General features: G+C 72.2%; 23 protein-coding genes and 1 pseudogene. 6 read left to right on the forward strand and 18 right to left on the reverse strand.

Annotation, left to right across the window (positions count from 1 at the left end; genetic code table 11):
* The first annotated feature begins 439 nt into the window (after positions 1 to 439).
* A complete protein-coding gene (locus tag ABZ318_RS13175) occupies positions 440 to 1348 on the forward strand; it encodes a hypothetical protein (protein ID WP_356902552.1) in 909 nt (302 codons plus the stop codon).
* Between the two features lie 101 nt (positions 1349 to 1449).
* Here the strand turns inward: ABZ318_RS13175 and ABZ318_RS13180 are convergent, their stop codons facing one another.
* The 5 genes from ABZ318_RS13180 to ABZ318_RS13200 all read right to left on the reverse strand — a co-directional run bounded on the left by ABZ318_RS13180 (position 1450) and on the right by ABZ318_RS13200 (position 4424).
* Positions 1450 to 2055 (reverse strand): DUF6461 domain-containing protein, encoded by a 606-nt coding sequence (locus tag ABZ318_RS13180; RefSeq protein WP_356902553.1) that lies wholly within the window; start codon positions 2053 to 2055, stop codon positions 1450 to 1452.
* Positions 2056 to 2126: 71 nt separating this feature from the next.
* On the reverse strand, positions 2127 to 2843 hold the full coding sequence (locus ABZ318_RS13185; protein ID WP_356902554.1) for a flavodoxin family protein: 717 nt from the start codon (positions 2841 to 2843) through the stop codon (positions 2127 to 2129).
* Complete coding sequence (locus ABZ318_RS13190; protein ID WP_356902555.1) at positions 2836 to 3171, reverse strand: hypothetical protein; 336 nt, start codon at positions 3169 to 3171, stop codon at positions 2836 to 2838. Before ABZ318_RS13190 ends, ABZ318_RS13185 begins: the two co-directional genes overlap by 8 nt.
* Before the next feature lie 121 nt (positions 3172 to 3292).
* Positions 3293 to 3556 carry a DUF6296 family protein gene (locus ABZ318_RS13195; RefSeq protein WP_356902556.1) on the reverse strand — a complete coding sequence of 88 codons (264 nt, stop codon included), beginning with the start codon at positions 3554 to 3556 and terminating at the stop codon, positions 3293 to 3295.
* Positions 3557 to 3566: 10 nt separating this feature from the next.
* Positions 3567 to 4424: an N-formylglutamate amidohydrolase gene (locus ABZ318_RS13200; protein WP_356902557.1), complete on the reverse strand. Its 858-nt coding sequence runs from the start codon at positions 4422 to 4424 to the stop codon at positions 3567 to 3569.
* A gap of 190 nt (positions 4425 to 4614) precedes the next feature.
* On the opposite strand from ABZ318_RS13200, the gene ABZ318_RS13205 reads away from it, so the two are divergent.
* Entirely contained in the window at positions 4615 to 5184 is a 570-nt protein-coding gene (locus tag ABZ318_RS13205; RefSeq protein WP_356902559.1) for an HPP family protein, read from the forward strand.
* Between the two features lie 48 nt (positions 5185 to 5232).
* Here the strand turns inward: ABZ318_RS13205 and ABZ318_RS13210 are convergent, their stop codons facing one another.
* On the reverse strand, positions 5233 to 5661 hold the full coding sequence (locus tag ABZ318_RS13210; protein WP_356902560.1) for an ATP-binding protein: 429 nt from the start codon (positions 5659 to 5661) through the stop codon (positions 5233 to 5235).
* A gap of 181 nt (positions 5662 to 5842) precedes the next feature.
* Between ABZ318_RS13210 and ABZ318_RS13215 the strand changes: the two genes are divergently transcribed.
* Positions 5843 to 6712 (forward strand): RNA polymerase sigma factor SigF, encoded by an 870-nt coding sequence (locus ABZ318_RS13215; RefSeq protein ID WP_356902561.1) that lies wholly within the window; start codon positions 5843 to 5845, stop codon positions 6710 to 6712.
* 277 nt (positions 6713 to 6989) lie between these two features.
* Here ABZ318_RS13215 and ABZ318_RS13220 read toward each other — a convergent pair.
* The 8 genes and pseudogenes from ABZ318_RS13220 to ABZ318_RS13255 all read right to left on the reverse strand — a co-directional run.
* A pseudogene (locus ABZ318_RS13220) lies at positions 6990 to 7262 on the reverse strand (transporter substrate-binding domain-containing protein); the annotation flags it as partial.
* Positions 7229 to 7354 (reverse strand): twin-arginine translocation signal domain-containing protein, encoded by a 126-nt coding sequence (locus tag ABZ318_RS13225; protein WP_356902579.1) that lies wholly within the window; start codon positions 7352 to 7354, stop codon positions 7229 to 7231. The gene ABZ318_RS13225 and the pseudogene ABZ318_RS13220, both read right to left, overlap by 34 nt.
* Positions 7351 to 8247, reverse strand: coding sequence for an ectoine hydroxylase (gene thpD, locus ABZ318_RS13230; protein ID WP_356902562.1), 897 nt, complete (start codon positions 8245 to 8247; stop codon positions 7351 to 7353). Before thpD ends, ABZ318_RS13225 begins: the two co-directional genes overlap by 4 nt.
* A 51-nt stretch (positions 8248 to 8298) precedes the next feature.
* Positions 8299 to 8715, reverse strand: coding sequence for an ectoine synthase (locus tag ABZ318_RS13235; RefSeq protein WP_225800849.1), 417 nt, complete (start codon positions 8713 to 8715; stop codon positions 8299 to 8301).
* A gap of 45 nt (positions 8716 to 8760) precedes the next feature.
* On the reverse strand, positions 8761 to 10032 hold the full coding sequence (ectB, locus tag ABZ318_RS13240; protein ID WP_356902563.1) for a diaminobutyrate--2-oxoglutarate transaminase: 1272 nt from the start codon (positions 10030 to 10032) through the stop codon (positions 8761 to 8763).
* Positions 10033 to 10118: 86 nt separating this feature from the next.
* Positions 10119 to 10649, reverse strand: coding sequence for a diaminobutyrate acetyltransferase (gene ectA / locus ABZ318_RS13245; protein ID WP_356902564.1), 531 nt, complete (start codon positions 10647 to 10649; stop codon positions 10119 to 10121).
* A 331-nt stretch (positions 10650 to 10980) separates the two neighbouring features.
* A complete protein-coding gene (locus tag ABZ318_RS13250; RefSeq protein ID WP_356902565.1) occupies positions 10981 to 11784 on the reverse strand; it encodes an endonuclease in 804 nt (267 codons plus the stop codon).
* A 195-nt stretch (positions 11785 to 11979) separates the two neighbouring features.
* Positions 11980 to 12444 (reverse strand): Lrp/AsnC family transcriptional regulator, encoded by a 465-nt coding sequence (locus ABZ318_RS13255; protein ID WP_356902566.1) that lies wholly within the window; start codon positions 12442 to 12444, stop codon positions 11980 to 11982.
* Between the two features lie 119 nt (positions 12445 to 12563).
* On the opposite strand from ABZ318_RS13255, the gene ABZ318_RS13260 reads away from it, so the two are divergent.
* From ABZ318_RS13260 to ABZ318_RS13270, 3 genes are all read left to right on the forward strand, one after another.
* Complete coding sequence (locus tag ABZ318_RS13260; RefSeq protein WP_356902567.1) at positions 12564 to 13667, forward strand: asparaginase; 1104 nt, start codon at positions 12564 to 12566, stop codon at positions 13665 to 13667.
* A 266-nt stretch (positions 13668 to 13933) separates the two neighbouring features.
* On the forward strand, positions 13934 to 15367 hold the full coding sequence (locus tag ABZ318_RS13265) for an aspartate ammonia-lyase (RefSeq protein WP_356902568.1): 1434 nt from the start codon (positions 13934 to 13936) through the stop codon (positions 15365 to 15367).
* Positions 15368 to 15475: 108 nt separating this feature from the next.
* Positions 15476 to 17125 carry a GMC oxidoreductase gene (locus ABZ318_RS13270; RefSeq protein ID WP_356902569.1) on the forward strand — a complete coding sequence of 550 codons (1650 nt, stop codon included), beginning with the start codon at positions 15476 to 15478 and terminating at the stop codon, positions 17123 to 17125.
* A gap of 98 nt (positions 17126 to 17223) precedes the next feature.
* Here ABZ318_RS13270 and ABZ318_RS13275 read toward each other — a convergent pair whose 3' ends face one another.
* The 4 genes from ABZ318_RS13275 to ABZ318_RS13290 all read right to left on the reverse strand — a co-directional run bounded on the left by ABZ318_RS13275 (position 17224) and on the right by ABZ318_RS13290 (position 21334).
* Complete coding sequence (locus tag ABZ318_RS13275) at positions 17224 to 17712, reverse strand: carboxymuconolactone decarboxylase family protein (RefSeq protein ID WP_356902570.1); 489 nt, start codon at positions 17710 to 17712, stop codon at positions 17224 to 17226.
* Positions 17709 to 18788 carry a dihydrodipicolinate reductase gene (locus ABZ318_RS13280; RefSeq protein ID WP_356902571.1) on the reverse strand — a complete coding sequence of 360 codons (1080 nt, stop codon included), beginning with the start codon at positions 18786 to 18788 and terminating at the stop codon, positions 17709 to 17711. Before ABZ318_RS13280 ends, ABZ318_RS13275 begins: the two co-directional genes overlap by 4 nt.
* A gap of 158 nt (positions 18789 to 18946) precedes the next feature.
* Entirely contained in the window at positions 18947 to 20359 is a 1413-nt protein-coding gene (locus tag ABZ318_RS13285) for a pyridoxal-dependent decarboxylase (protein ID WP_356902572.1), read from the reverse strand.
* 852 nt (positions 20360 to 21211) lie between these two features.
* A complete protein-coding gene (locus ABZ318_RS13290) occupies positions 21212 to 21334 on the reverse strand; it encodes a hypothetical protein (RefSeq protein ID WP_356902577.1) in 123 nt (40 codons plus the stop codon).
* Positions 21335 to 21362 lie beyond the last annotated feature (28 nt).

Below are 21362 nucleotides of genomic sequence, written 5' to 3' on the forward strand. Positions count from 1 at the left end.
AAGAGCATCCCTTTTGTCGCGTCGGGCTCATGGGCGGACGGCGTGGTGTTCAGCTCGGCCCTCTCGGGCCTCGCGCCGGGGAGCGTTCGCCTGCCCGAAGGGAGCGGTCGGGTCGCACGGGCGCTGCCGGGACGAGGTGCCCGGGCGCAGCCGCAGCGCCCGGGCAGGAGGTTCGGGCGGCGGTCCGACGGGTGCGGCGGGAGCCCGCAGAAGGTGGAACAGCAGGCTCGGGACGGACGCCGGGACCTGTCCCCCGAGGACACCGAACCGGTCCCCGGTAGGCATCGAGCGAGCTGCAAGGGCCGGCCGCGGGCAAGGAACTCAACCGCTATGAGGTGAGCGGAGGGGGCTATGGTGTCGAAGACTCAGGAACGGTCTGTCCCGACTCTGGTCCGGGCATCGTCGAGAAAGCCCTGGCCATCTGCAACGGGACGTTTCCGTGACGTACATCCTCCTTACCGTCGGCGCCGTCAGCCCCGAGACCATGGGCGTCGCACTCGCTGGAAGCCTTGGTACCGCGGTCGGTGATGTGGACGTGGCCGATCCTGACGGCGACCCCGACCTCCGGAACTGGGATGCGCCCGTCTCGTGCGAACACCGTGCGGTCCACGGTGACATCGCGTGGTCGCTGAGCATCTACGTCCAGGGCGAAGCGGCCGATCAGCCGCTCGAGTCCGAGCTTGCCGCGGCGTTTGCGAAGGCGGCCACGACGACAGTCCTGTACCCCGCGGCCGAAGCACTTCCGAGCGCTTATTGGGCGGTGACGCCGGACGGCCTTCTCACGCGTGCCCGGCTCGAACTCTCCGACGACGAGCCCCCTCTCTACGAGGTCACCGCCGTCGAGGCGCCGGTGCCGCAGCTGCCCCGGGCGATCGTGACGAGGTTTGCCGAGATCGTGCGGGAACAAAAGCCGGACACTCCTGTGGCCGAGGCCTTTGCGGCATCGGTGGAGCAGGTGCGGCAAGCGGCCTCGGGCCCGGCGCGGCTTGCCCGGGACGACGACACGGGCAGTCCCGTCTGGTCCGCCAAGGGCAACCTGGTCGTATGGGAGCGGGTCATCAGGCAGCTGGAATCCGGGTGGGCGCCATCCGGGTGGTATCCGGCCGACCTCTATCGAGAACGGTTGGAAGCCCGCGACGAGCTCGCCGGCATCGGTGCCCGACTGCCTCGCGAGGTCACCGAGCTGCTTGACAAAGCTCTGGAGGAACTGGACAGCCGGTTTGCCGCGGCAACAGCCGAAGACCCGTCGGGAAGCCTTCGCAGGGAGCTGACCGGTGCGTCTGAACAGACCCCGGTCGGCTGGTGGTGGCATCGCCGCCCGGATCCCACACCGTGGGAACGGGCCTGACTCCGTGCAGACCGGTCTGGTCTTGCCTTCACGGCAACGGTGCAGGCCCGGTGCGCGAGGGGAAGCGCGTTCCGGGCCTGCCGCCACGGACCGGGGAGCGGTCAGCGAATCTTCACGGTGGCGCAGGTGAACGTCGTGTCCTGGAGCAGCGCGGGAGTGACGGCGACGCCGGTCAGGTGCTCGGCCAGAGCGAACGCCGCCGGCGAGGACAGATCCGTCTCCGGATCGTCGTCGTCGAAGTGGAAGCCGATCCGTCGCATGACGTCGAGGAGTTCGTCGGGTGCGGTGCCCCAGCGGTCCTCCGGGAACATGGGGTCGAAGCACAGGCGCAGGACCTGGTCCTCCGCCCAGAGGAACGTGCCGACGCCGTTGATGTTGACGAAGTGGGAGACCCAGCCCGCCCCCGCGGAGGCCGGCAGTGCTTGTTCCTCGGTGACCCCGAGGTAGCCGTTGGGTTCGATCAGCAGTGTCCAGGTGCCCACCGTCGTCATGGCGACCAGCTGTCGGTCCCCCTCCTCCAGGTCGTACTGGGCGAAGGCGGCGTCGACGACTGCGGCGATGCCCTGAAGGGGTGCTTCCGGTCGTCCTTCGAGCCGGGACATCAGCTCAGTGGGCGACAGCCCCCGTACCAGGGTGAAGCAGTACGCCTCGGCGATGTCTGGAAAGTCGTCCTCGAACCACGCGTAGTCCGCTCCGGTCTTCGTCATGCCGCCCATCCTCGCCCCTGCGTCCGACAGCGGAGGAGGCCCGGACGTCAGCGGGCGGGTACGCGGCGCCCCTAACGGTGCTCGGGGTTCTCGAAGTCGAAGCGGCAGCCGGCGTCCCACTCGGAGCGCTGGTTGCCGTGCGCCGGGATGCCGCCGGCGTCCTTGAGCATCCGGGCGAGGTGGAGCAGGTTCCACGTCATGAACGTGGTGTTGCGGTTGGTGAAGTCGTTCTCCGGGCCGCCCGAGCCCTCGTCCAGGTACGACGGCCCAGGACCGGCCGGGCCGACCCAGCCCGCGTCCGCCTGCGGCGGAATGACGTATCCGAGGTGCTGGAGGCTGTAGAGGACGTTCATCGCGCAGTGCTTCGCGCCGTCCTCGTTGCCGGTGATCAGGCAGCCGCCCACACGACCGTAGTAGGCGTACTGGCCGTGCTCGTTGAGGATCGAGGAGCAGGCGTAAAGCCGCTCGATGACCTTCTTCATGACTGAGGAGTTGTCACCCAGCCATACAGGCCCAGCCAGCGTGAGGATGTCTGCGGCCATGACTTTGGAGTAGACGACCGGCCACTCATCGGTTTCCCAGCCGTGCTCCGTCATGTCCGGCCAGACGCCGGTCGCGATGTCGATGTCCACTGCCCTGAGTACCTCGACCTGCACACCCTGGCGCTCCATGATGCCGGTGCTGATGTCGATCAGGCCCTGCGTGTGGCTCCGTTCCGGCGACCGCTTGAGGGTGCAGTTGATCACCACGGCACGCAGGTCGTCATGAGACATGGCGTTGTCAGTCATCGTCGTGCTCCTCCAGGTCGGGTCCGGCAAGACCTGGACCGGGCTCGCGCTCATGACGGGTATCCCCGACCCGGATCGGCCCGTACGGCTCGGGCCAGGCGTCCGACGTCCACCCGTGCTCCGTCGTGTCGGGCCACACCCCGGTCGCGATGTCCGGGTCCACCGGCCGCGCCGACGAGGTCGTCACGCCCTGCGCCTCCATCACCGACCGGCCGCGCCCGATCAGCCCCTCCGTGTTGCCGGCCTCGGGGGAGCGCTTGAGCGTGCGGTTGAGGTGCGGCGCGCTGAGGCCGTCGTACCGGTACGGGGGTGCTGCGGGCGCGGCCATCGGCGGGGTCTCCTCGCTCCGGGGACGGGCCCCGGCCCGGGGCCCGCCCCCAGCCTGCGCACCGGACGGCCCCCGGGCCAGTCCGGTGCGACCGAACGCATGAGGGGCCGGGCGCGTGACCTCAGGCGGCCGAAGCGGACGGATCCTCCGGCTCGGGGTCGGGCAGCGCGCGGGCCCGGACCTGCCGGGAGACCTCCTGATGCGCCCCGGTCGCGAGGATGCGCACCTCGTCCCGGTCGCTGATCTCGGCCCGGATGATGCCGGTGGGGTCGGCGTAGACCGGATGGCCACCGGACCCCGTGAAGGGGGTGCGCTCCACGACCACGACGTCCTGGGTCGTCCCCGTGCCGTCGGAGAACACCAGCTCGTATCGGAGTGGGCTCATCTGTCTGATTTTACGCTTGTCGGACACGCCCACCCGCCGGGGCCACCGCGTCGACCAGGGCGGCCAGGGCCGCCCCGAGGGCCTCGACGCCCGGCCCCGCCGGCCCGCCCGGCTCGCTCATGTACAGATCGCGGCGGATCTCGACCATCAGGGCGCTCACCCGCGGATCCCGGCCGTAGTGCTCCAACGGCACGTACGTCCCGGCGAACGGGCTGTCCGTCCCGACGCCGCCGAACCCGCCGAACGCCTCGCGCGCCGCGTCGAGCAGTGCGGGAGGCGTGTGGAAGGCGTCCGTCCCGAGGCAGACCGGCGGGCGCGGGCCGTCACCGTGCAGCTCGTACGGCAGCCGCTCGGTCGGGTACGAGTGGACGTCGACGATCACGACCCGCCCCGCCACGGCCAGGCGCTCCGCCACGGCCTCCGTCATGGCCCGGGCGTACGGGACGAAGTACCGGTCGAGCAGCGGCGCCGCGTCGAACCCGGCCAGCCGCAGCGCCGCCCGGTGAGTAGTCCGGGTGTAGACCGCGCCCATCCCGACGGCCAGCATCTCCTCGCGCTCGTCCGGGAAGCGCTCCGGGTCGACGACGAGCCGCGAGAGCCCGTTGACGAACCGCCAGGGCGCCGCGCCGGCCGCCGCCGCGGCCACGGCGGCGATCTCCGCCGTGTGGGAGTCCGTGATGTGATCCAGCTCACGCTCCAGCTCCTCGTCGCCGAGCAGGATCCCGGCACGCACCTCCGCGGGCACCTCGCGGGAGGAGTGCGGCACATGGAGGAGGACGGGGGAGTCCGCGGCCCCGGGGAGAAGGCGGAAGGAGGGCGGGGCGGAGGCGGGCACGGCGCGGGACGTGACGGAGGAAGTGTCGGTCATGGGGAGATCCTGCCCCGACCCCGCCCGCGCCGTGGCGAAACCGCTGGTTAGAGTGGTGCGAGGCCGCGCCGCCGCACCAGGCCAGGCGTGAGACCGGGCCGACTGTCGACCACAGGGACCCGTACGACCGCCCCACCCCGTCCCCGACCCGCCCCGGCCACGGCCGCCTGCCCCGGAAACCTCGCATCCCATGAGCACCGACGCCGCTCTGCGGCCCGACACCGCCTCCGACCAGACCTCCGCCGCCCCCCGGGAACCGCGCCTGCCGTGGATCGCCGGCCGGGCCCCGGCCCGGCCCGCGCCCGGCGCCGCCTTCCACAGCGTCAGCGCCGCGACCGCCGCCCTCCTCGGGCTCGTCGCCATCGGCGCCCTCATCCACGAGCCCGTGCTGATACCCCCGCTGGCCGCCAGCGCCGCGCTCGTCCACTGCGCCCCCGCGCTGCCCCTGGCCCAGCCCCGCAGCGTGATCGTCGGCCACCTCCTCGGCGCCGCCGCCGGATACGCCGTGGCGGCCGTCGCCGCGCACGGCAGCGCCTGGGCCGCCGCCCTCGCCGCCGGAGTCACCCTGGCGCTGGCCACACTGGCCCGCACCCCGCACTCGCCGGCCTGCGCGACCGCCGTCGTCATCGTGCTCCAGGCCCCCGCCCCCGGCCGGTTCGTCCCCCTGCTCTTCGGCTCCACGGTCCTGCTCGTGCTGACCGCCTTCGCCGCCTCCCGCATCCGCCGCGCGGCACCGCGATACCCCGCCTACTGGTGGTGAGCCCGGGGGGCCGAGGCCGGACGGGCCGATTCCGCTGAGCGTCGGGGCTCAGTGGTCGACCGTCACCGCCGCGTGGACGGTCTTGCCGTCCGGCCGCGTGTCCACCGTCACCTCGCGGCACAGCCGCAGGACGATCGGCCAGCCGAAGCCGCCGGGCCGCAGTCCCTCAGGGGGCTCGTGGCGCGGCGGCTCCCCGCTGGCGTCGGCCACGGAGACGGTCACCCGGTCGCCGCCGACGGCGATCCCGAACGAGGTCAGGCCGCCCCCGTGGCGGTGGGCGTTCGTGACCAGTTCCGAGGTGACGAGCAGCAGGTCGTCGACCTGGGAGGCCCGCAGCGGGCCGAGGGCCGCGAGCGTGCGGCTGACCAGTCGCCGGGCCTGGGCCGGAGTGAGGAGCGGTGACGGCCCGGCCCTCCCGGCGGCGGCCGGAGAGGCCCCGGCGGTCGTACGGGGCAGGGTTTCGCTCCGGCTGTTCATCGCGGGTCCCTCTCTTCCCGGTGTGTCGAAGGGTGATGGGACACGCTTGCCCGGACATGTCGGACTGATTCCTTTCCGTCCGGTCCGGGGTGGATCGTACGGCTGGGAGGAGTGGGTCCGTGCGGCGGGGGTACGCGGACCGGGACCGCCGAACGGACAAAAGCAGGAGGAGGGTGTCCCCGTGCGGACCGAGGTGGCCGAGGCGACGACGTACGAGACGAGCGGTACGAGGGGGGACCTTCCCGTTCTCGAGGTGCCCCACGAGGTGGCGCCCCGGGACGCGCGCGCCCTGTCGCGGGTGTTCTTCCGCGAACTCGCGGAACGGGAGGAGGGGACGGCCGGGCACCAGTACGTCCGGAACACCCTCATCGAGATGAACATGACCCTGGTGCGCTACGCCGCGGGCCGCTTCCGCGCACGCATCGAGGAACGGGAGGACATCGTCCAGGTCGGCATGATCGGCCTGATCAAGGCGATCGACCGCTTCGACCTGTCCCGCGAGGTGGAGTTCACCACCTTCGCCCTGCCCTACATCATGGGCGAGATCAAGCGGTTCTTCCGCGACACCACCTGGGCGGTCCACGTCCCGCGCCGGCTCCAGGAGGCGCGGGTGGAGCTGGCGAAGGCGACCGACGAGCTGAGCTCGCGGCTCGGCCGCGCACCCCGCGTCGCGGAACTGGCACCCGTCATGGACCTGTCCGAGGAGCAGGTGGTCGAGGCCCAGCTGGCCGCGAACGGCTACCGGTCGGCCTCCCTGGACGCGGCGATCGGCAGCGGTGACGACGAGAACGACGACGCGGCCCTGGCCGACCTCCTCGGCGAGGAGGACCGGGCGCTCGGACTCGTCGAGGACTTCCACGCCCTCGCCCCGCTCGTGGAGGCCCTCGGCGAGCGCGACCGGCTGCTGCTGCACCTGCGCTTCGTCGAGGAGCTGACCCAGACGCAGATAGGCGAGCGCCTCGGCGTGTCCCAGATGCACGTCTCGCGCCTCCTGGCCCGGAGCCTGGGCCGGCTGCGGAAAGGCATGGCCGGGACGCCGGCCGACCGCTGACCGGGGAGGGCACGCCCGGTGGACCGGAGGGTGCCCCGGCCGACTCCTGCCGGACCGACCGGCACGGCGCGCTCCGCGCATCGGAGCGCGCCCCCGGCCGGCGGACTACCGGACCGAGCCGAGGAACGCGCGTGCGTGGGCGACTCCAGGAGCTCCCCGGCCGGGCCCGACTCCACGATCCGGCCGCGATCGAACATCAGGATCCGGTCGGAGACGTCCCGGGCGACCTGCGGCAGGACGCCCCGCCGCAGCCGCAGGCCCGCCCCCCCATGCCGTCCGGGACGCCCGCCGCCTTCGTGTAGGACGCCTCCACCGCGGCGGTCAGCACGCCGACGGTGGCGCCCTTCGCCGCGCAGGACCTCAGGTCGCTCACCCCCTTCGGGTTGCCCCTGCGGACCGTGAGCGCGGTGGGGGAGACGAACTCCGGCTCGGAGAAGAGCACCTTGGCGCAGCGCTCCGGTGTGATCGACATGCCGGCGCTCACCACGTCGATCCGGCCGGCGAGCAGTCCCGGGATCAGCGTGCCGAACTCGGTGAGGGTCGGGCGCAGGTGGTGAGCGGCCCGGCCGCCAGGGCGAGACCGCCGAGGAGCGACGCTCTGGTGAGGAAGCGGCGGCGGTCGAGCGGCGCGGAGCCGCTCATGCGGGCTCTCCCGGGCGGGCGGCGATGAAGGAGGGGCGCCGGACCGGGGTGGCGAAGGGCGCCTCGGGCGCGTTCTCGACGCTGTTGAAGACGAGGAACACATTGCTCCGGGGGTACGGCGTGATGTTGTCGCCCGAGCCGTGCAGGGCGTTGCAGTCGAACCAGGTGGCCGATCCCGCCGGGCCCGTGAAGTGCCGGATGCCGCAGGCGTCGGCGAAGGTGGTGAGCGCCTCGTGGGACGGCGTCCCGGCGTCCTGCATCCGCAGCGACTGCTTGTAGTTGTCCTTGGGCGTCTCGCCCGCGCAGCCGAGGAAGGTGCGGTGCGAGCCCGGCATGATCATCAGACTGCCGTTGGTGGTGTGGTTCGGGGTGAGCGCGATCGAGACCGAGACGGTCCGCATCCGGGGCAGCCCGTCCTCGGCGTGCCAGGTCTCGAAGTCGGAGTGCCAGTAGAAGCCGCTGGCGCCGAAGCCGGGCTTGACGTTGACTCGCGACTGGTGGACGTACACGTCGGAGCCGAGGATCTGGCGGGCCCGCCCCACGATCCGGGGGTCCTCGGCCAGCCTGCGGAAGACCTCGCTGATCCGGTGCACCTCGAAGACGGAGCGGATCTCCTGGGAGCGGGGCTCGACGATCGCCCGCTCGTCCGCCCGGACGACGGGGTCGGCGACGAGCCGGTCCAGCTCGGCGCGGAGCTCGTCGACCTCGGCCGGGGTGACGAGCTCCTCCACCGTGACGAAGCCGTCGCGGTCGTACTCCTCCAGCTCCCGGGCCCAGAAGGGGCCGGGAGTGCCGGGCTCGGACCACACGACGGGGTCCTTGCGGCCGATGAGCTCCTCCCGGGAGCCGCGGGTGGGGTAGAGGTCGACGGGGCGGGTGGGTGCGGAGGTCATGGGGCGGGGTGCTTCCTTTCGCGTACGGAGTCGTCGGGGTACGGGCCGGCCTCAGGCCTGACCGTGGTCGGGTTCCGGTTCGGTGAGGAGCGGGTAGACGCCGTTCTCGTCGTGGTCCTCGCGCCCGGTGACGGGCGGGTTGAAGACGCACAGGCAGCGGAAGTCCCGCTTGACCTTGAGGGTGTGGCGCTCGTGCCCGTCGAGCAGGTACATCGTTCCGGGCAGGATCGTGTACGTGCGCCCGGACTCGTGGTCGGTGAGCTCGGCCTCGCCGGCGGTGCAGACGACGGCCTCGACGTGGTGGGCGTACCACATGGAGGTCTCGGTGCCGGCGTACAGCACGGTCTCGTGGAGGGAGAAGCCGACCCGCTCGCGGGCCAGCACGATCCGCTTGCTCTCCCAGGTCCCGGACGCGGCCCGGACGTGCCGCTCGGTGTTCTCCAGCTCGTCGAAGGTACGGACGATCATGGGCGATGGCCTTTCGGGTGGATCTGTGGATCTTTCGATGCGGTCTCAGGCGCAGTGGCGCACGGAGCGGGCCAGCATGCCGAGGCCCTCGTCGAGTTCGTCGTCCGTCGCGGTCAGCGGCGGCAGCAGCTTGACCACCTCGCCGCGCGGCCCCGACGTCTCCAGGAGCAGGCCGATCTCGAAGGCCCGCCGGCACACGGCCGCGGCGCGCTCCCCGTCGGCGAACTCCAGGCCCCACACGAGGCCGCGTCCGCGCACCGCCAGGCCCGCGCGGCCGTCGTCGCCGCACAGGTCGAGCAGGGCGCGCTCGACCCGGTCGGCCCGGCTCAGGGTGCGCTCGCGCAGGGCGCCGTCGCGCCAGTAGGCGTCGAGGGCGGCCGTGGCGGTGACGAAGGCGGGGTTGTTGCCGCGGAAGGTGCCGTTGTGCTCGCCGGGCTCCCACAGGTCGAGCTCCGGCCGGAAGAGGCAGAGGGACATGGGCAGGCCGTAGCCGCTGATGGACTTGGACAGGGTGACGATGTCGGGCGTGATGCCCGCTTCCTCGAAGGAGAAGAAGTCGCCGGTGCGTCCGCAGCCCATCTGGATGTCGTCGACGATGAGGAGCATCTCGTGCCGGCGGCAGAGCTCCGCCAGCCCGCGCAGCCATTCGGCCCGTGCGACGTTGATGCCGCCCTCGCCCTGGACGGTCTCGACGATCACGGCCGCCGGGTGGTCGAGGCCGGAGCCGGAGTCGTCCAGGAGCCGCTCGAACCAGAGGAAGTCGGTGACCTGTCCGTCGAGGTAGTCGTCGAAGGGCATCCGGGCGGCGTGGTGCAGCGGGACGCCCGCTCCGGCGCGCTTGGCGGCGTTGCCGGTGACGGCCAGCGAGCCGAGCGACATGCCGTGGAAGGCGTTGGTGAAGGAGACGACCGTCTGGCGTCCCGTGACCTTGCGGGCGAGTTTGAGGGCGGCCTCCACGGCGTTGGTGCCGGTGGGGCCGGGGAACATCACCTTGTAGGGCAGGGCGCGGGGTTCGAGGACCGTGCTGCGGAAGGTCTCCAGGAAGGTGCGTTTGGCGGTCGTCGACATGTCGAGGCCGTGGGTGATGCCGTCGTCGGCGAGGTAGTCGAGGAGGGCGCGCTTGAGCACCGGGTTGTTGTGGCCGTAGTTGAGCGAACCCGCCCCGGCGAAGAAGTCGAGGTACGGGCGGCCGTCCTCGTCGTACAGCCGGCTCCCGCTGGCGCGTTCGAAGACGACGGGCCAGGCACGGCAGTAGCTGCGGACCTCCGATTCGACGGTCTCGAAGACGGAGGGGGCGGCGATGTCGGTCAGGGTCACGAAGTCTCTTCTCCAAGGTGTGGTGCGGGGGAGTGGTGCGGAGTCGGCTCAGGACTCCGGAGCCGGCTCAGGACGCCGGGGGCGGCTCAGGACGCCGGGGGTGCGAGGGGGCCGATGCGGTACAGCACCTCGGCCTCGTGTCCCGCCACGGGGAAGGAGGCGGACGGGAAGAGGACCTCGCGTGTGAGGTCCGCCCCGTGCCTGCGGGCGTAGGACCGGAAGAGCCGGTCGGACGCCAGGTTTCCCGGTGTGACGGTCGCCTCCAGCCGGTCGAGTCCGTGCTCGGCCGCCACTCGGGCGGACAGAGCGTCGAGCAGGAGCCCGGCTACCCCGCTTCCGCGGTGCGAACCCTCCACGGCGACCTGCCAGACGAAGAGCGTGCCGGGCGCGTCGGGCCGCAGGTAGCCGGTGACGAAGCCGACCGGTCGTCCGGAGGCGTCACGGGCGACGGTGGTCGTGTCGGCGAAGTCGCGGCACCACAGCAGGTAGCTGTACGGCGAGTTGAGGTCGAGTTCTCCCGAGCCGCGTGCGATCCGCCAGAGTTCGGCGCCGTCCGCGATCTCGGCCGGGCCGACGGAGAGGCCGCCGACCAGGGATGTCAGGGGGGCAGTGGTCATGGGCGCCGAAGCTACCGAGCGGACCGCGGAACTTCCTGGGTCGGAGGTCTTGTTCAGGGCGGTGGTGGCGTGATAGATGCGCCGACGCTTTCCGCGGCGGGAATCCCCTCCCAGGCGCATGGCAAATTCGATCATAAACGGTCAAAATCACCGTTTATAACGGGTAGATAACGCCTTTGGATTGTCGCAGTCGGTCTTTCAAAAACGTGAGACGATCTGCGTTTTCGCGTTTGAAGGTCCCGGAAGCGGTCAGGCGTAGGGGCCGACATGGCGGGAGCCGGGCCGGACGCGTCACGTCCGGCCCGGCTCCGTCACTTCCGCGGCGCTCGGGCTACCAGATCGCCTCGACCCACTCCGGGTGGTCGATGAACGGGTTCCGGTTGTGCTGGTAGGTGTTGTAGATGACGTCGTTGCGGCGCTCCTCGAAGGCGCTCGGCGGGTCCTGCTCGTTCCACTGCTTCAGGACCGAGAGGCGGCCGTGGAAGGGGACGCCGCCGTTCGTGGAGGACTCGTTGGGCTCCAGGTTCGGCCAGCCGTCGTCGCCCTCGTAGCGCACGGCCATGTAGAGGATCATGCGGGCCACGTCGCCCTTGTCCGCGTCGCGCGGTTCGAAGGAGTCGCCGTCCGTGTAGCTGCCGGGTGCGCCGCCGACCGCGCTGCCGCCGTTGTCCCAGTCCTTGTTGCCGCGGGTGCTGTTGACCTGCACGTCGCAGGCGCGCAGATGGTGCAGGTCGGTGCCGGGGCCGGCCGAGGTGCCGAAGTTCCCGTGGGACTGGGCCCAGGTGTGCTCGCGGTTCCAGTCGCCGACGTCGCCCCCGCTGAGGGACTTGCTGCGCGAGGCGCCGCTGTAGAGCAGGATCACGTTGGCGGTGTTGTTCGGGTCCTGGTCGGTCGTCTTCAGCGCGTTCCAGACGGCGTCGTACGAGATCTTGCTCTGGCTGCTGATGATGGTGTGCAGCGAGGACTTGAGGCTCGTGCCGGTCTTGCCGATCGCGTTCTTGTAGTACGTGGTGTCGTACGCGGTGGTCGTGGCGCTCGCGGGAGTCGCGGTGACCGTGGGGAGTGTGACGCCGACGAGGGTGGCGGCGACGGCGGTCGCCCACACCCTCCAGCTGCCGGTCCGCACAACGGACATGGGGGGCCCTTTCCCGGGGACGGCACGCGCGGGACGAGGGGCGTCGGCTCAACACCACCGTTGTCTACGCGTGTTGACTTCGTGTCATCGGGAGGGTGGCACACGTCAGGTACCTGTCATGTAACGAGGAGAAGGCTGTTCCATGACGTTCTCGCATAGGGAGAGACCGCCCGTGCCCCGGGAGTGACAGGGGCCTCAGGCGCCCCGCACGTCCACCGGCATCCCCTTCGGCTCCTTGATCCGCTTCATGATGATCTGCGAATTGACCTCGGTGACCCCGGCCAGCGTCGTCAGCCGCTCGATCCACAGCCGCTCGTACGCCGCGAGGTCCGCCACCGCGATCCGCAGCAGACAGCCGGGACTCCCGAACAGCCGGTACGCCTCGATCACGTCCGGCACGTCCTGGAGCGCCTCCTCGAAGGCCTCCACCGTCTCCCGGTCCCGCTTCACCTCCACCGAGACGAGGACCTCGAAGCCGCGCCCCACCGCCTCCGGGTCGATGATCGCCCGATAGCCCTGGATCACCCCGTCCTGCTCCAGCTGGCGCACCCGCCGCAGACAGGGGGAGGCGCTGAGCCCGACCCGCTGGGCCAGCTCCTGGTTGCTCAGACGGCCGTCGTTCTGGAGCTCGCGCAAGATGTGGAGATCAATCCGGTCCATGGCGCAATTATCCACCACGATGAAACAAACGGGCGGCTGATTTCGCAATCGTCTTGCGCGCCGCCTGACCTATCGTTGCGGGCGCAGGACATGGGCACGGAGCGAGAAGGACGGCAGGCATGAAGCGGACGAACGACGGAGGAGCACGCCGGATCGTCGTCATCAGCACCGGCGGCACGATCGCCAGCCGCTGGCAGGGCACCGGCTACGCGGCCGACGCCTCCGGCAACGACGTCCTGGCCACCGCGCCCCTCCCCGAGGGCGTCACCGTCGAGGTCGTCGACCTGTTCAACGTGAACAGCTCCCGCATGACCTCGGCCCACCAGCTCGCCCTCCTGCGCACCGTCCACGAGACCTTCGCCGACCCCGGCGTCGACGGCATCGTCGTCACCCACGGCACCGACACCCTGGAAGAGACGGCCTTCTTCCTGGACCTCCACCACGCCGACTCCCGCCCGGTCGTCCTCACCGGCGCCCAGCGCCCCTTCGGCACCGGCGACGGCGACGGCCCCGGCAACCTCTACGACGCGCTCCAGGTCGCCGCCTCCGTCCGCGACCTCGGCGTCCTCGTCGTCTTCGACGGACGCGTCCACGCGGCGCGCGGCACCGTGAAGACCCAGACCCTCGCCGCCGACGCCTTCTCCGACCCCTCCGCCGAGCGCCTCGGCCGCGTCGGGTTCTCCCGCGTCGACATCGAGCGGCAGCCGGAGCGTCCCGCCCCGCTGCCCCTGCCGGCCGCCGCGCGGACCGCGGCGCCCGGGGCCGCCGACGCCACCCCGCTGCCCCGCGTCGACATCATCACGCACCACTCCGACGGCGACCCGTTCCTCCTGAACGCGGCCGTCTCCGCCGGCGCCCGGGGCATCGTCCTCGTCGCCACCGGCGCGGGCAACGCCACGCCCGAGATCGCCGCCGCCGTCGCGGACGCCGTCGCCCAGGGCGTCCTGGTCGCCGTGACCACCCGTGTCCCCGCGGGACCGCTGGCCGAGATATACACCGGCGGCGGCGCGGTCGACCTCGTCGCCGCCGGCGCCCTGCTCACCGGCACCCTCCGGGCCGGCCAGGCGCGGATCGCCCTCCTCTCCACGCTCCTCGCCGAAGGCACCACCGGCCTGGGCGCCCCCGCCCTCCTGCGCCGCCTCCTCGAAGGCCCGGTCCGCGCCGAGCCGGTCCTCGCCACCGGCGGCTCCCGCTCGGCCTCGGCGGTCGCCGCCCGCGCGTAGAGCCGCGCGGGGCCTGTCCTCCGGACCGGAGTCGACGGGCGCACCCCACAAGCACCGGCTCGCGGACGGCGCATCCCCCCGCCCGTCCGCGAGCCGGAATCAACCTCTCCCACCGGCGCACCGCGCCCGCCGGGCCCGCCCGGCGGCTCCGCCGTGCCCGGAAACGGCCACCGGGGCCGTACGCGCACGCGTGGACACCGGGCGCGCCCTCCCGGCGCCGCGCACATCCGCACCCCACCCCCTCCTCTCCCCAAGGACGGCTCCTCATGGTTCCCGCACCGGCCCCGCACGACGCCCCCGTCCGCCGCGAGCACGACCTGCTCGGTGACCGGGACGTCCCCGCCGACGCCTACTGGGGCGTCCACACACTGCGCGCCACCGAGAACTTCGCCATCACCGGTACGCCCATCTCGGTCTACCCGCTGCTGATCGACGCGCTCGCCGCCGTCAAGGAGGCCGCCGCCCGAGCCAACGAGGAGCTCGGCCTGCTGCCCTCCGACAAGGCCGACGCCATCGCCGGGGCCTGCCGGGAGATCCGTACGGGACACCTGCACGACCAGTTCGTCGTGGACGTCGTCCAGGGCGGCGCGGGCACCTCCACCAACATGAACGCCAACGAGGTCGTCGCCAACCGGGCCCTGGAGCTCCTCGGCCACGCCAAGGGCGACTACGCCCGGCTCCACCCCAACGAGGACGTCAACCTCGGCCAGTCCACCAACGACGTCTACCCGACCGCGATCCGCATCGCGGCGATCGGCGCCGCCCGCGAGCTCCTGAAGGCCATGGCGGTCCTCCAGGACGCCTTCGCCGCCAAGGCCCTGGAGTTCCGCGAGGTCGTGAAGATGGGCCGCACCCAGCTCCAGGACGCGGTGCCCATGACGCTGGGCCAGGAGTTCTCCACGTACGCCGTGATGCTGGAGGAGGACCGCGGCCGGCTCGCCGAGGCGATCGAACTCATCCACGAGATCAACCTCGGCGCCACCGCCATCGGCACCGGCCTCAACGCCGCCCCCGGCTACGCCGAGACCGCCCGGCGCAACCTCGCCGAGCTGACCGGCCTGCCGCTGGTGACCTCCGTCAACCTCATCGAGGCCACCCAGGACTGCGGCGCCTTCGTCCAGCTCTCCGGGGTCCTCAAGCGGATCGCGGTCAAGCTCTCCAAGACCTGCAACGACCTGCGGCTGCTCTCCTCGGGGCCGCGCGCGGGCCTCGGCGAGATCAACCTGCCGCCCGTGCAGGCCGGTTCCAGCATCATGCCCGGCAAGGTCAACCCGGTGATCCCCGAGGTCGTCAACCAGGTCGCCTTCGAGGTGATCGGCAACGACATCACCATCACCATGGCGGCCGAGGCGGGCCAGCTCCAGCTCAACGCCTTCGAGCCGGTGATCTTCCACGCCCTCTCGAAGAGCCTGCTCTCGCTGCGCGCCGCCTGCCTCACCCTCGCCGACCGCTGCGTCACCGGCATCACCGCCAACGCCGAGGCGCTCCGGGCGGCCGTGGAGAACTCCATCGGCCTCGCCACGGCGCTCAACCCGCACCTCGGCTACACCGCCGCCACGGCCATCGCCCAGGAGGCGCTCGCCACCGGCCGGGGCGTCGTCGAGCTCACCGTGGAGAAGGGCCTGCTGCCCGCCCACCGCCTCGCCGAACTCCTCACCCCCGAGCGCCTCACCGGCACCCCCGGTCCGGTCGTCCTCTGACGCGCAAGAGGGCCTCTCCGGCCTGAAGTTACCCGGCAGTTTCTCGTGACTTCCTCGGCGGGCGGTCGTAGAACGTGTTCCCATTCACTCGCGAGTGAGGAAGATCACATGAGTGAACACGCCCTGCCCGCCCAGGGAGATCCACGGGTCAGCCGCCGTCGCTTTCTCGCGGGAACAGGTTCCGTTCTCGGCGCCGCCGCCCTCGCCGGCACGATCACGACCCCCGCCCGCGCCGAAGTCCCCGGCCTGAACTGCACCCCCGTCCCCGACGGCTCCCATGTGCGCGCCCTCGTCGTCGGCACCGGCTACGGCGGCTCCGTGGCCGCCCTGCGGCTCGCCCGCGCCGGTGTCGACGTCCACATGATCGAGATGGGCGCGGCCTGGGACACCCCCGGGCCCGACGGCAAGATCTTCGCCAACACCACCAGGCCCGACTACCGCTCCTTCTGGCTGCGGACCCGCACCAAGCAGCCGCTGAGCCAGTTCCTCGGCTTCCCGCTCGACAAGGACGTGCCCGTGCACACCGGCATCCTCGACGCGGAGGACTTCGCCGGCATCACCGTCTACCAGGGGCGCGGCGTCGGCGGAGGCTCCCTCGTCAACGGGGGCATGGCCGTCACACCGCTCCGGGAGCGCTTCCCGGCGATCCTCCCGACCGTCGACCCGGCCGAGATGTACGCCACCTACTACCCGCGCGCCAACGCGGGCCTGGGCGTCACGTCGGTGGACGTGAACTGGTGGGAGAACGCGGACTGCTACCAGTACGCGCGCGTCGGCCGCAAGCACGCCGAGCGCTCCGGCTTCCCCTTCGTCTTCGTGCCCAACGTCTACGACTGGGACTACATGAAGCGGGAGGCCGCGGGGGCCGTCCAGAAGTCCGCCCTGGAGGGCGAGGTCATCTACGGCAACAACGCCGGCAAGAAGAGCCTCCAGAAGACCTACCTCGCCCAGGCCGCCGCCACCGGCCGCGTGAACGTCTCCCCGCTCCACCGGGTGACCTCCGTCAGCCCGGCCGCCGCCGGCGGCTACACCGTCGTCATCGACCAGATCGATACCACCGGCGCCACCCTCGCCACCAAGACCGTCCGCGCCGACCGGGTCTTCTTCGCCGCCGGCAGCGTCGGCACCAGCAAGCTCCTGACCCGCCTCAAGGCCACCGGGGCCCTGCCCGCCCTCAACGAACACATCGGCAAGGGCTGGGGCGACAACGGCAACGTCATGTGCGGCCGCGCCAACCACATGTGGGACCCCACCGGAAAGCTCCAGTCCTCCATGCCCACCGCGGGCATCGACAACTGGGACGCCGGCGGCGCCTTCGCCGAGGTGGCCCCGCTGCCCACCGGCATCGAGACCTACGCCTCGTTCTACCTGTCCATCACCCGCACCCCGCGCCGCGCCGAGTTCACCTGGAACCCGTCCACCGGCACCGTCGACCTGAGCTGGGACCGGGCCTGGAAGCAGACGTCCATCGACATGGCCAAGTCCATCTTCGACAAGATCAACAGCAAGGAGGGGACGATCTACCGGACCGACCTCTTCGGCGCCTACAAGATCTGGGGCGACCACCTCACCTACCACCCGCTCGGCGGCGCCGTCCTCGACCGGGCCACCGACAACCACGGGCGCCTCCACGGCTACCGGGGCCTCTACGTCATCGACGGCTCCCTCATCCCCGGGAACACCAGCGTCAACCCCTTCGTCACCATCACCGCCCTCGCCGAGCGCAACATCGAGCGCATCATCGCCGAGGACTTCTGACCGCCCGCACGCGCGCGAGGGGCCGACCGGAACCCCGGCCAGCCCCTCTCCGCAGCCCCAGCGCGTCGGCGGCGGCCCTCAAGGACGTCGGCGGCGGCTCAGTGCGTCGGCAGCGCGCACACCGTGTCGAGCCCGAGCACCCGGTTGAGCCGCCCGAACGCCAGCCACGACCCCAGGCTCATCGTCAGCTCCACGATCTCCGCCTGGCTGTACCGCGCCGTCATCCGCGCCCAGAACTCCTCGTCCAGGCCGTGGTGGTCGAGCGCGTACCGCTCCGCGTACTCGGCCGCGAGCCGCGTCCGCTCGTCGAAGACCTCCGAGACCTCCGTCTCCCGCCACGCCGCGACGAGCTCGTCGAACCCCTCCTCGACCTTCACCCCGTCCCGGTCGGTGCGCCAGTCCAGGCAGAAGCCGCAGCCGTTGATCTGCGCGATCCGCAGCCGCGCCGCCTCGAACTCGCGCAACCCCAGGGTCGTGTGGGCGTACACGGACAGCGAGAAGTTCGCCGCCGCCGTCCCGATCTCCGGGACCATGTCGCCCCACACGTATCCGATCGGCTCCTGGCCCTCGGGAATGTCGATGATCACCGTGGTCTCCTTCCCAGCTTCCCGACCGCCGGCCGCAGCGGCACGTCCAGCGCGTCGTACAGTCCCGGCTCCGCCGCCACCAGCCAGTCGATCGCCCCGACGAGCCGTCCCACCGCAGTGGCGTTCCCGCCCGCCGAACGGTTCTCGCCCTCGTCGGTCGCCGCCACCGTCACCTCGATCCGGGGACTTCCCTCGACGATCACCCGGTGCGCGCCGGCGCCGTCCGGGGGCACCGGCCAGTCCGGCGCGCACGAGGGATGGATCCGGGTGACGTGCTCGATCACGATGCGGGGCTCCCCGCCGACGATCCCCTGCACCTCGAAGCGGACCGCGCCCTGCGTCCCCGCCTCGAACACGCCCATCGTCCGCGTCTTCACCGTGGACTCCAGCGGGCGCCGCTCCAGCGTCTCGCGGATCTCGTCGATCTCGGCCCCGAGCGCGCGGGCCATCAGCCGCACCTGCCCGCCCCAGATCATGGTGGGCACCGAGGGCCACAGCATGGGCGGCTCGTACTCCATCGGCCGGCCCATCCCCACCAGCTCCCGGACCGACTCCTCCTGCTCGTACGTCGAGTAGTCGAAGATCTCCTGGCAGCGGATCACGTCCACCGTGGCGGCGAGCCCGCTCACCAGGAGCGGCAGCACATCGTTGCCCCAGCCCGGGTCGACGCCCGACACGAAGAGCGAACCGCCGCCCCCGGCGACCGCCGCGAGCACCGGATCCCGGAACTCGGGCGGTGCGTTGCGCTGGTCGTACAGCGGATACAGGGCGGGCGTCACCACCACCGCGCCCGCCGCCACCGCCCGCACCACATCGGCGAGCGCCCCGTCGGGCCGGGTGTCGCCGGAGGCCGCGTACACCACCGCCCCCGGCCGCCCGTCGAGCACCGCGCCGACGTCGTCGTCGGCGACCACCCCGAGATCGCGCCCGAGCCCCGCGAGCCGGCCCGCGTCACGGCCCACCTTGGCCGGGTCGGACACGAGCACGGCCGCGAGCTCGAGACCCGGATGGGCGTCCACGGCGCGAATGGCCGCGCGCCCCACGTTCCCGGTACCCCACACCACCGTCCGAATCATGCGCGGAGGGTAGCGCCGGGCCCCTGAGGTTCCCAGACCCGTGCCGCAATGTTCTGACGCTCCGTCAGGAGTGCTGCCGGTCAGGCCGGACGCAGCGCCACGAACGGGATCGTGTCACCCGGCAGGACGTCAGGACGTACCGCTCCACCTCCCGGTGCTCACGCGTCCCCGGTCGCGGGGAGTCCCCGGACCGCCCGCGCCAGCGCGTCCCGGACCCGGTCCGTGTCCTCCTCCGTCGTGCGCCAGTTGCTGAACGCGGCGCGCAGCGCGGGCGTCCCGTGCAGGACCGTGGGGGTCAGGAACGCCTCGCCGGAGTCGGCGACCGCCCGCGCCACGGCGGCGAGCCGCTCCGCCGTCGGACGGTCGGCGAGGGTGAAGCAGACGACGTTCAGGTGCACCGGCGCGAGGAGCCGCAGCCCGGGCACCGCGGAGATCCCCTCGCCGAGGCGTCCGGCCAGCGCGACACAGCGCTCGACGATCTCGGCGTGCCCCTCACGCCCGTACGCGGTCAGTGAGAACCAGGCGGCCAGGGCGCGCAGCCGCCGGGAGTTCTCCGGCGTCAGATGGAGGAAGTCGGGCGTCCCGGCGGGAAGGCCGAGATACGGCGACTCGTTGTGGAAGACCCGCACCTGGAGGTCCTGGCGGCGGGTGAACTGGACGGCGGCGTCGTACGGGACGTTCAGCCACTTGTGCAGGTCCACGCAGATCGAGTCGGCCGCGTCGAGCCCCTCGACGAGCCCGGCACGGGCGGGCGAGAGCGCGGCGAACGCGCCGAAGGCGGCGTCGACGTGCAGCCAGAAGTCGTACCGCTCCTTGAGCGCGGCGATCGCCCGCAGGTCGTCGAAGTCGACCGTGTTCACCGTCCCGGCGTTCGCGACCACGACGGCGGGCCGCCCGTCCAGCGACTCCAGCGCCTCGGCCAGCGCGGCCACGTCCACGGCCTCGCGCTCCCCGCCGAGCAGCGGCACCGGCCGCAGCCGGTCCCGCCCGATGCCCAGCACGGACAGCGCCTTGCCGATGCTGGAGTGCGGGCTGCCGGACAGCACGTGGACCGGGCCGAGCGCGGCCGCCCCGGCACGGGACACCGACACGCCCAGCCGCTCGCCCAGCCACTCCCGGGCGACGGCGAGCCCCACGGTGTTGGACATCGTGGCACCGCTGACGAACGCGCCCCCGTGCGCCTCGCCCAGCCCGAAGAGCTCCCGCAGCCAGCCCACCGTCTCGCGCTCCAGGGCGGCGGCGGTCGAGCCGCCGTCGCTGGAGCCGTTCTGGTCGTAGGCGCCGGTGAGCCAGTCGCCGGTCAGGGCCGCGGGGGTGGCGCCGCCGGTCACGAAGCCGAGGTAGCGCGGGCCCGCCGAGCCGGAGAACCCGGGCTCCCAGCGCCGCGCGAACCGGTCGAGCGCACCCTGCGTGCCGACGCCCTCCGTCGGCAGCGGGTCGGGCTCGGGGGCCTTCGCGGGGGAGGCGACGGGCCGCTCGCCGACCCTGGAAAGCTCATGGGCCGCGAAGTCGCGGGCGGACTGGAGGAGTTCGGGCAGCCGGGCGAGGTCGGCGGCGAGCGTGGGATGCATGGCCCCACGGTAGGCGGGCCGTCAGGGCGTCCACAGGGGCCAATCCGAAGAGAGTGGCCTGGTGCGAGCCCCCGTCAGCAGGCCGATCGCTGCCAGTGGCACGCGACCGGCCGGGCCGTCGGTGCCTGCCCGGGTGACACGGGCCTCCGGGCACCGGCTCGACGGGGCGCGCCCGCCGCGGAAGCGGCCGTACGGGTGAGGGGGTGGTCGCGGTGGCAGTGCCGCCCGACGAACGGGTACGGATCGCTGCATTGCCCCCTGGCCAGGAGGATGCCGTCCCATGCCCGTCCGCAAGGGCGCCCCCGCGCTGCTGAGCGCCGGCACACTGTGCGCGGCCCTGTTGCTCACCGCCTGCGCGAGCCCCGCCCCACCCGCGCCCGCCCCGACGTCCGCGCCCGCCTCGGGCGACAGCCGCCCCGCCCCGGGGCCGCCGGCCGTGGCCGCCAACGACCTCGCCTCCGCCCCGGTCCCCGTGCCCCGGATTCCCGGCGTCGGCCCCGCCACCCACGCCCATGTGCCCGGCACCACCACCCAGGCCTTCGTCGTCACCGGAGCCACCGCCGACTCCAACACGGCCACCGCCACCCTGTACCGGCGCGACCCGGCGCGCGGCTGGACCGAGGTCGCCGGGCCGTGGCCCGCCCGCAACGCCCTTCAGGGCTGGACCGCCGACCACACGGCCGGCGACCTGCGTTCCCCCATCGGGGTCTTCCGGCTCGGCGACGCGGGCGGGCGGCTGCCCGATCCCGGTGCCCGGCTCCCGTACGACGAGGACGAGCAGTTCGACATCAGCGGCACCGGTTTCCTGGGCGAGCCGCTGGAAGGCTCCTTCGACCACGTGATCGCCATCGACTACAACCGGGTGTCCGGCCGTACCCCGCTCGACAAGGAACGCCCCCTCGGCGACGGCCCGAGGTCCATCTCGTCGACCTCGGCGCCCATCCGGTTCGCCACCGAACGCGACTGCTCGCGCACCCAGTCCGCGCCGGACTCCCAGCCGACG

The organism is Streptomyces sp. NPDC006197, from assembly GCF_040613865.1.
GTDB lineage: Bacteria > Actinomycetota > Actinomycetes > Streptomycetales > Streptomycetaceae > Streptomyces.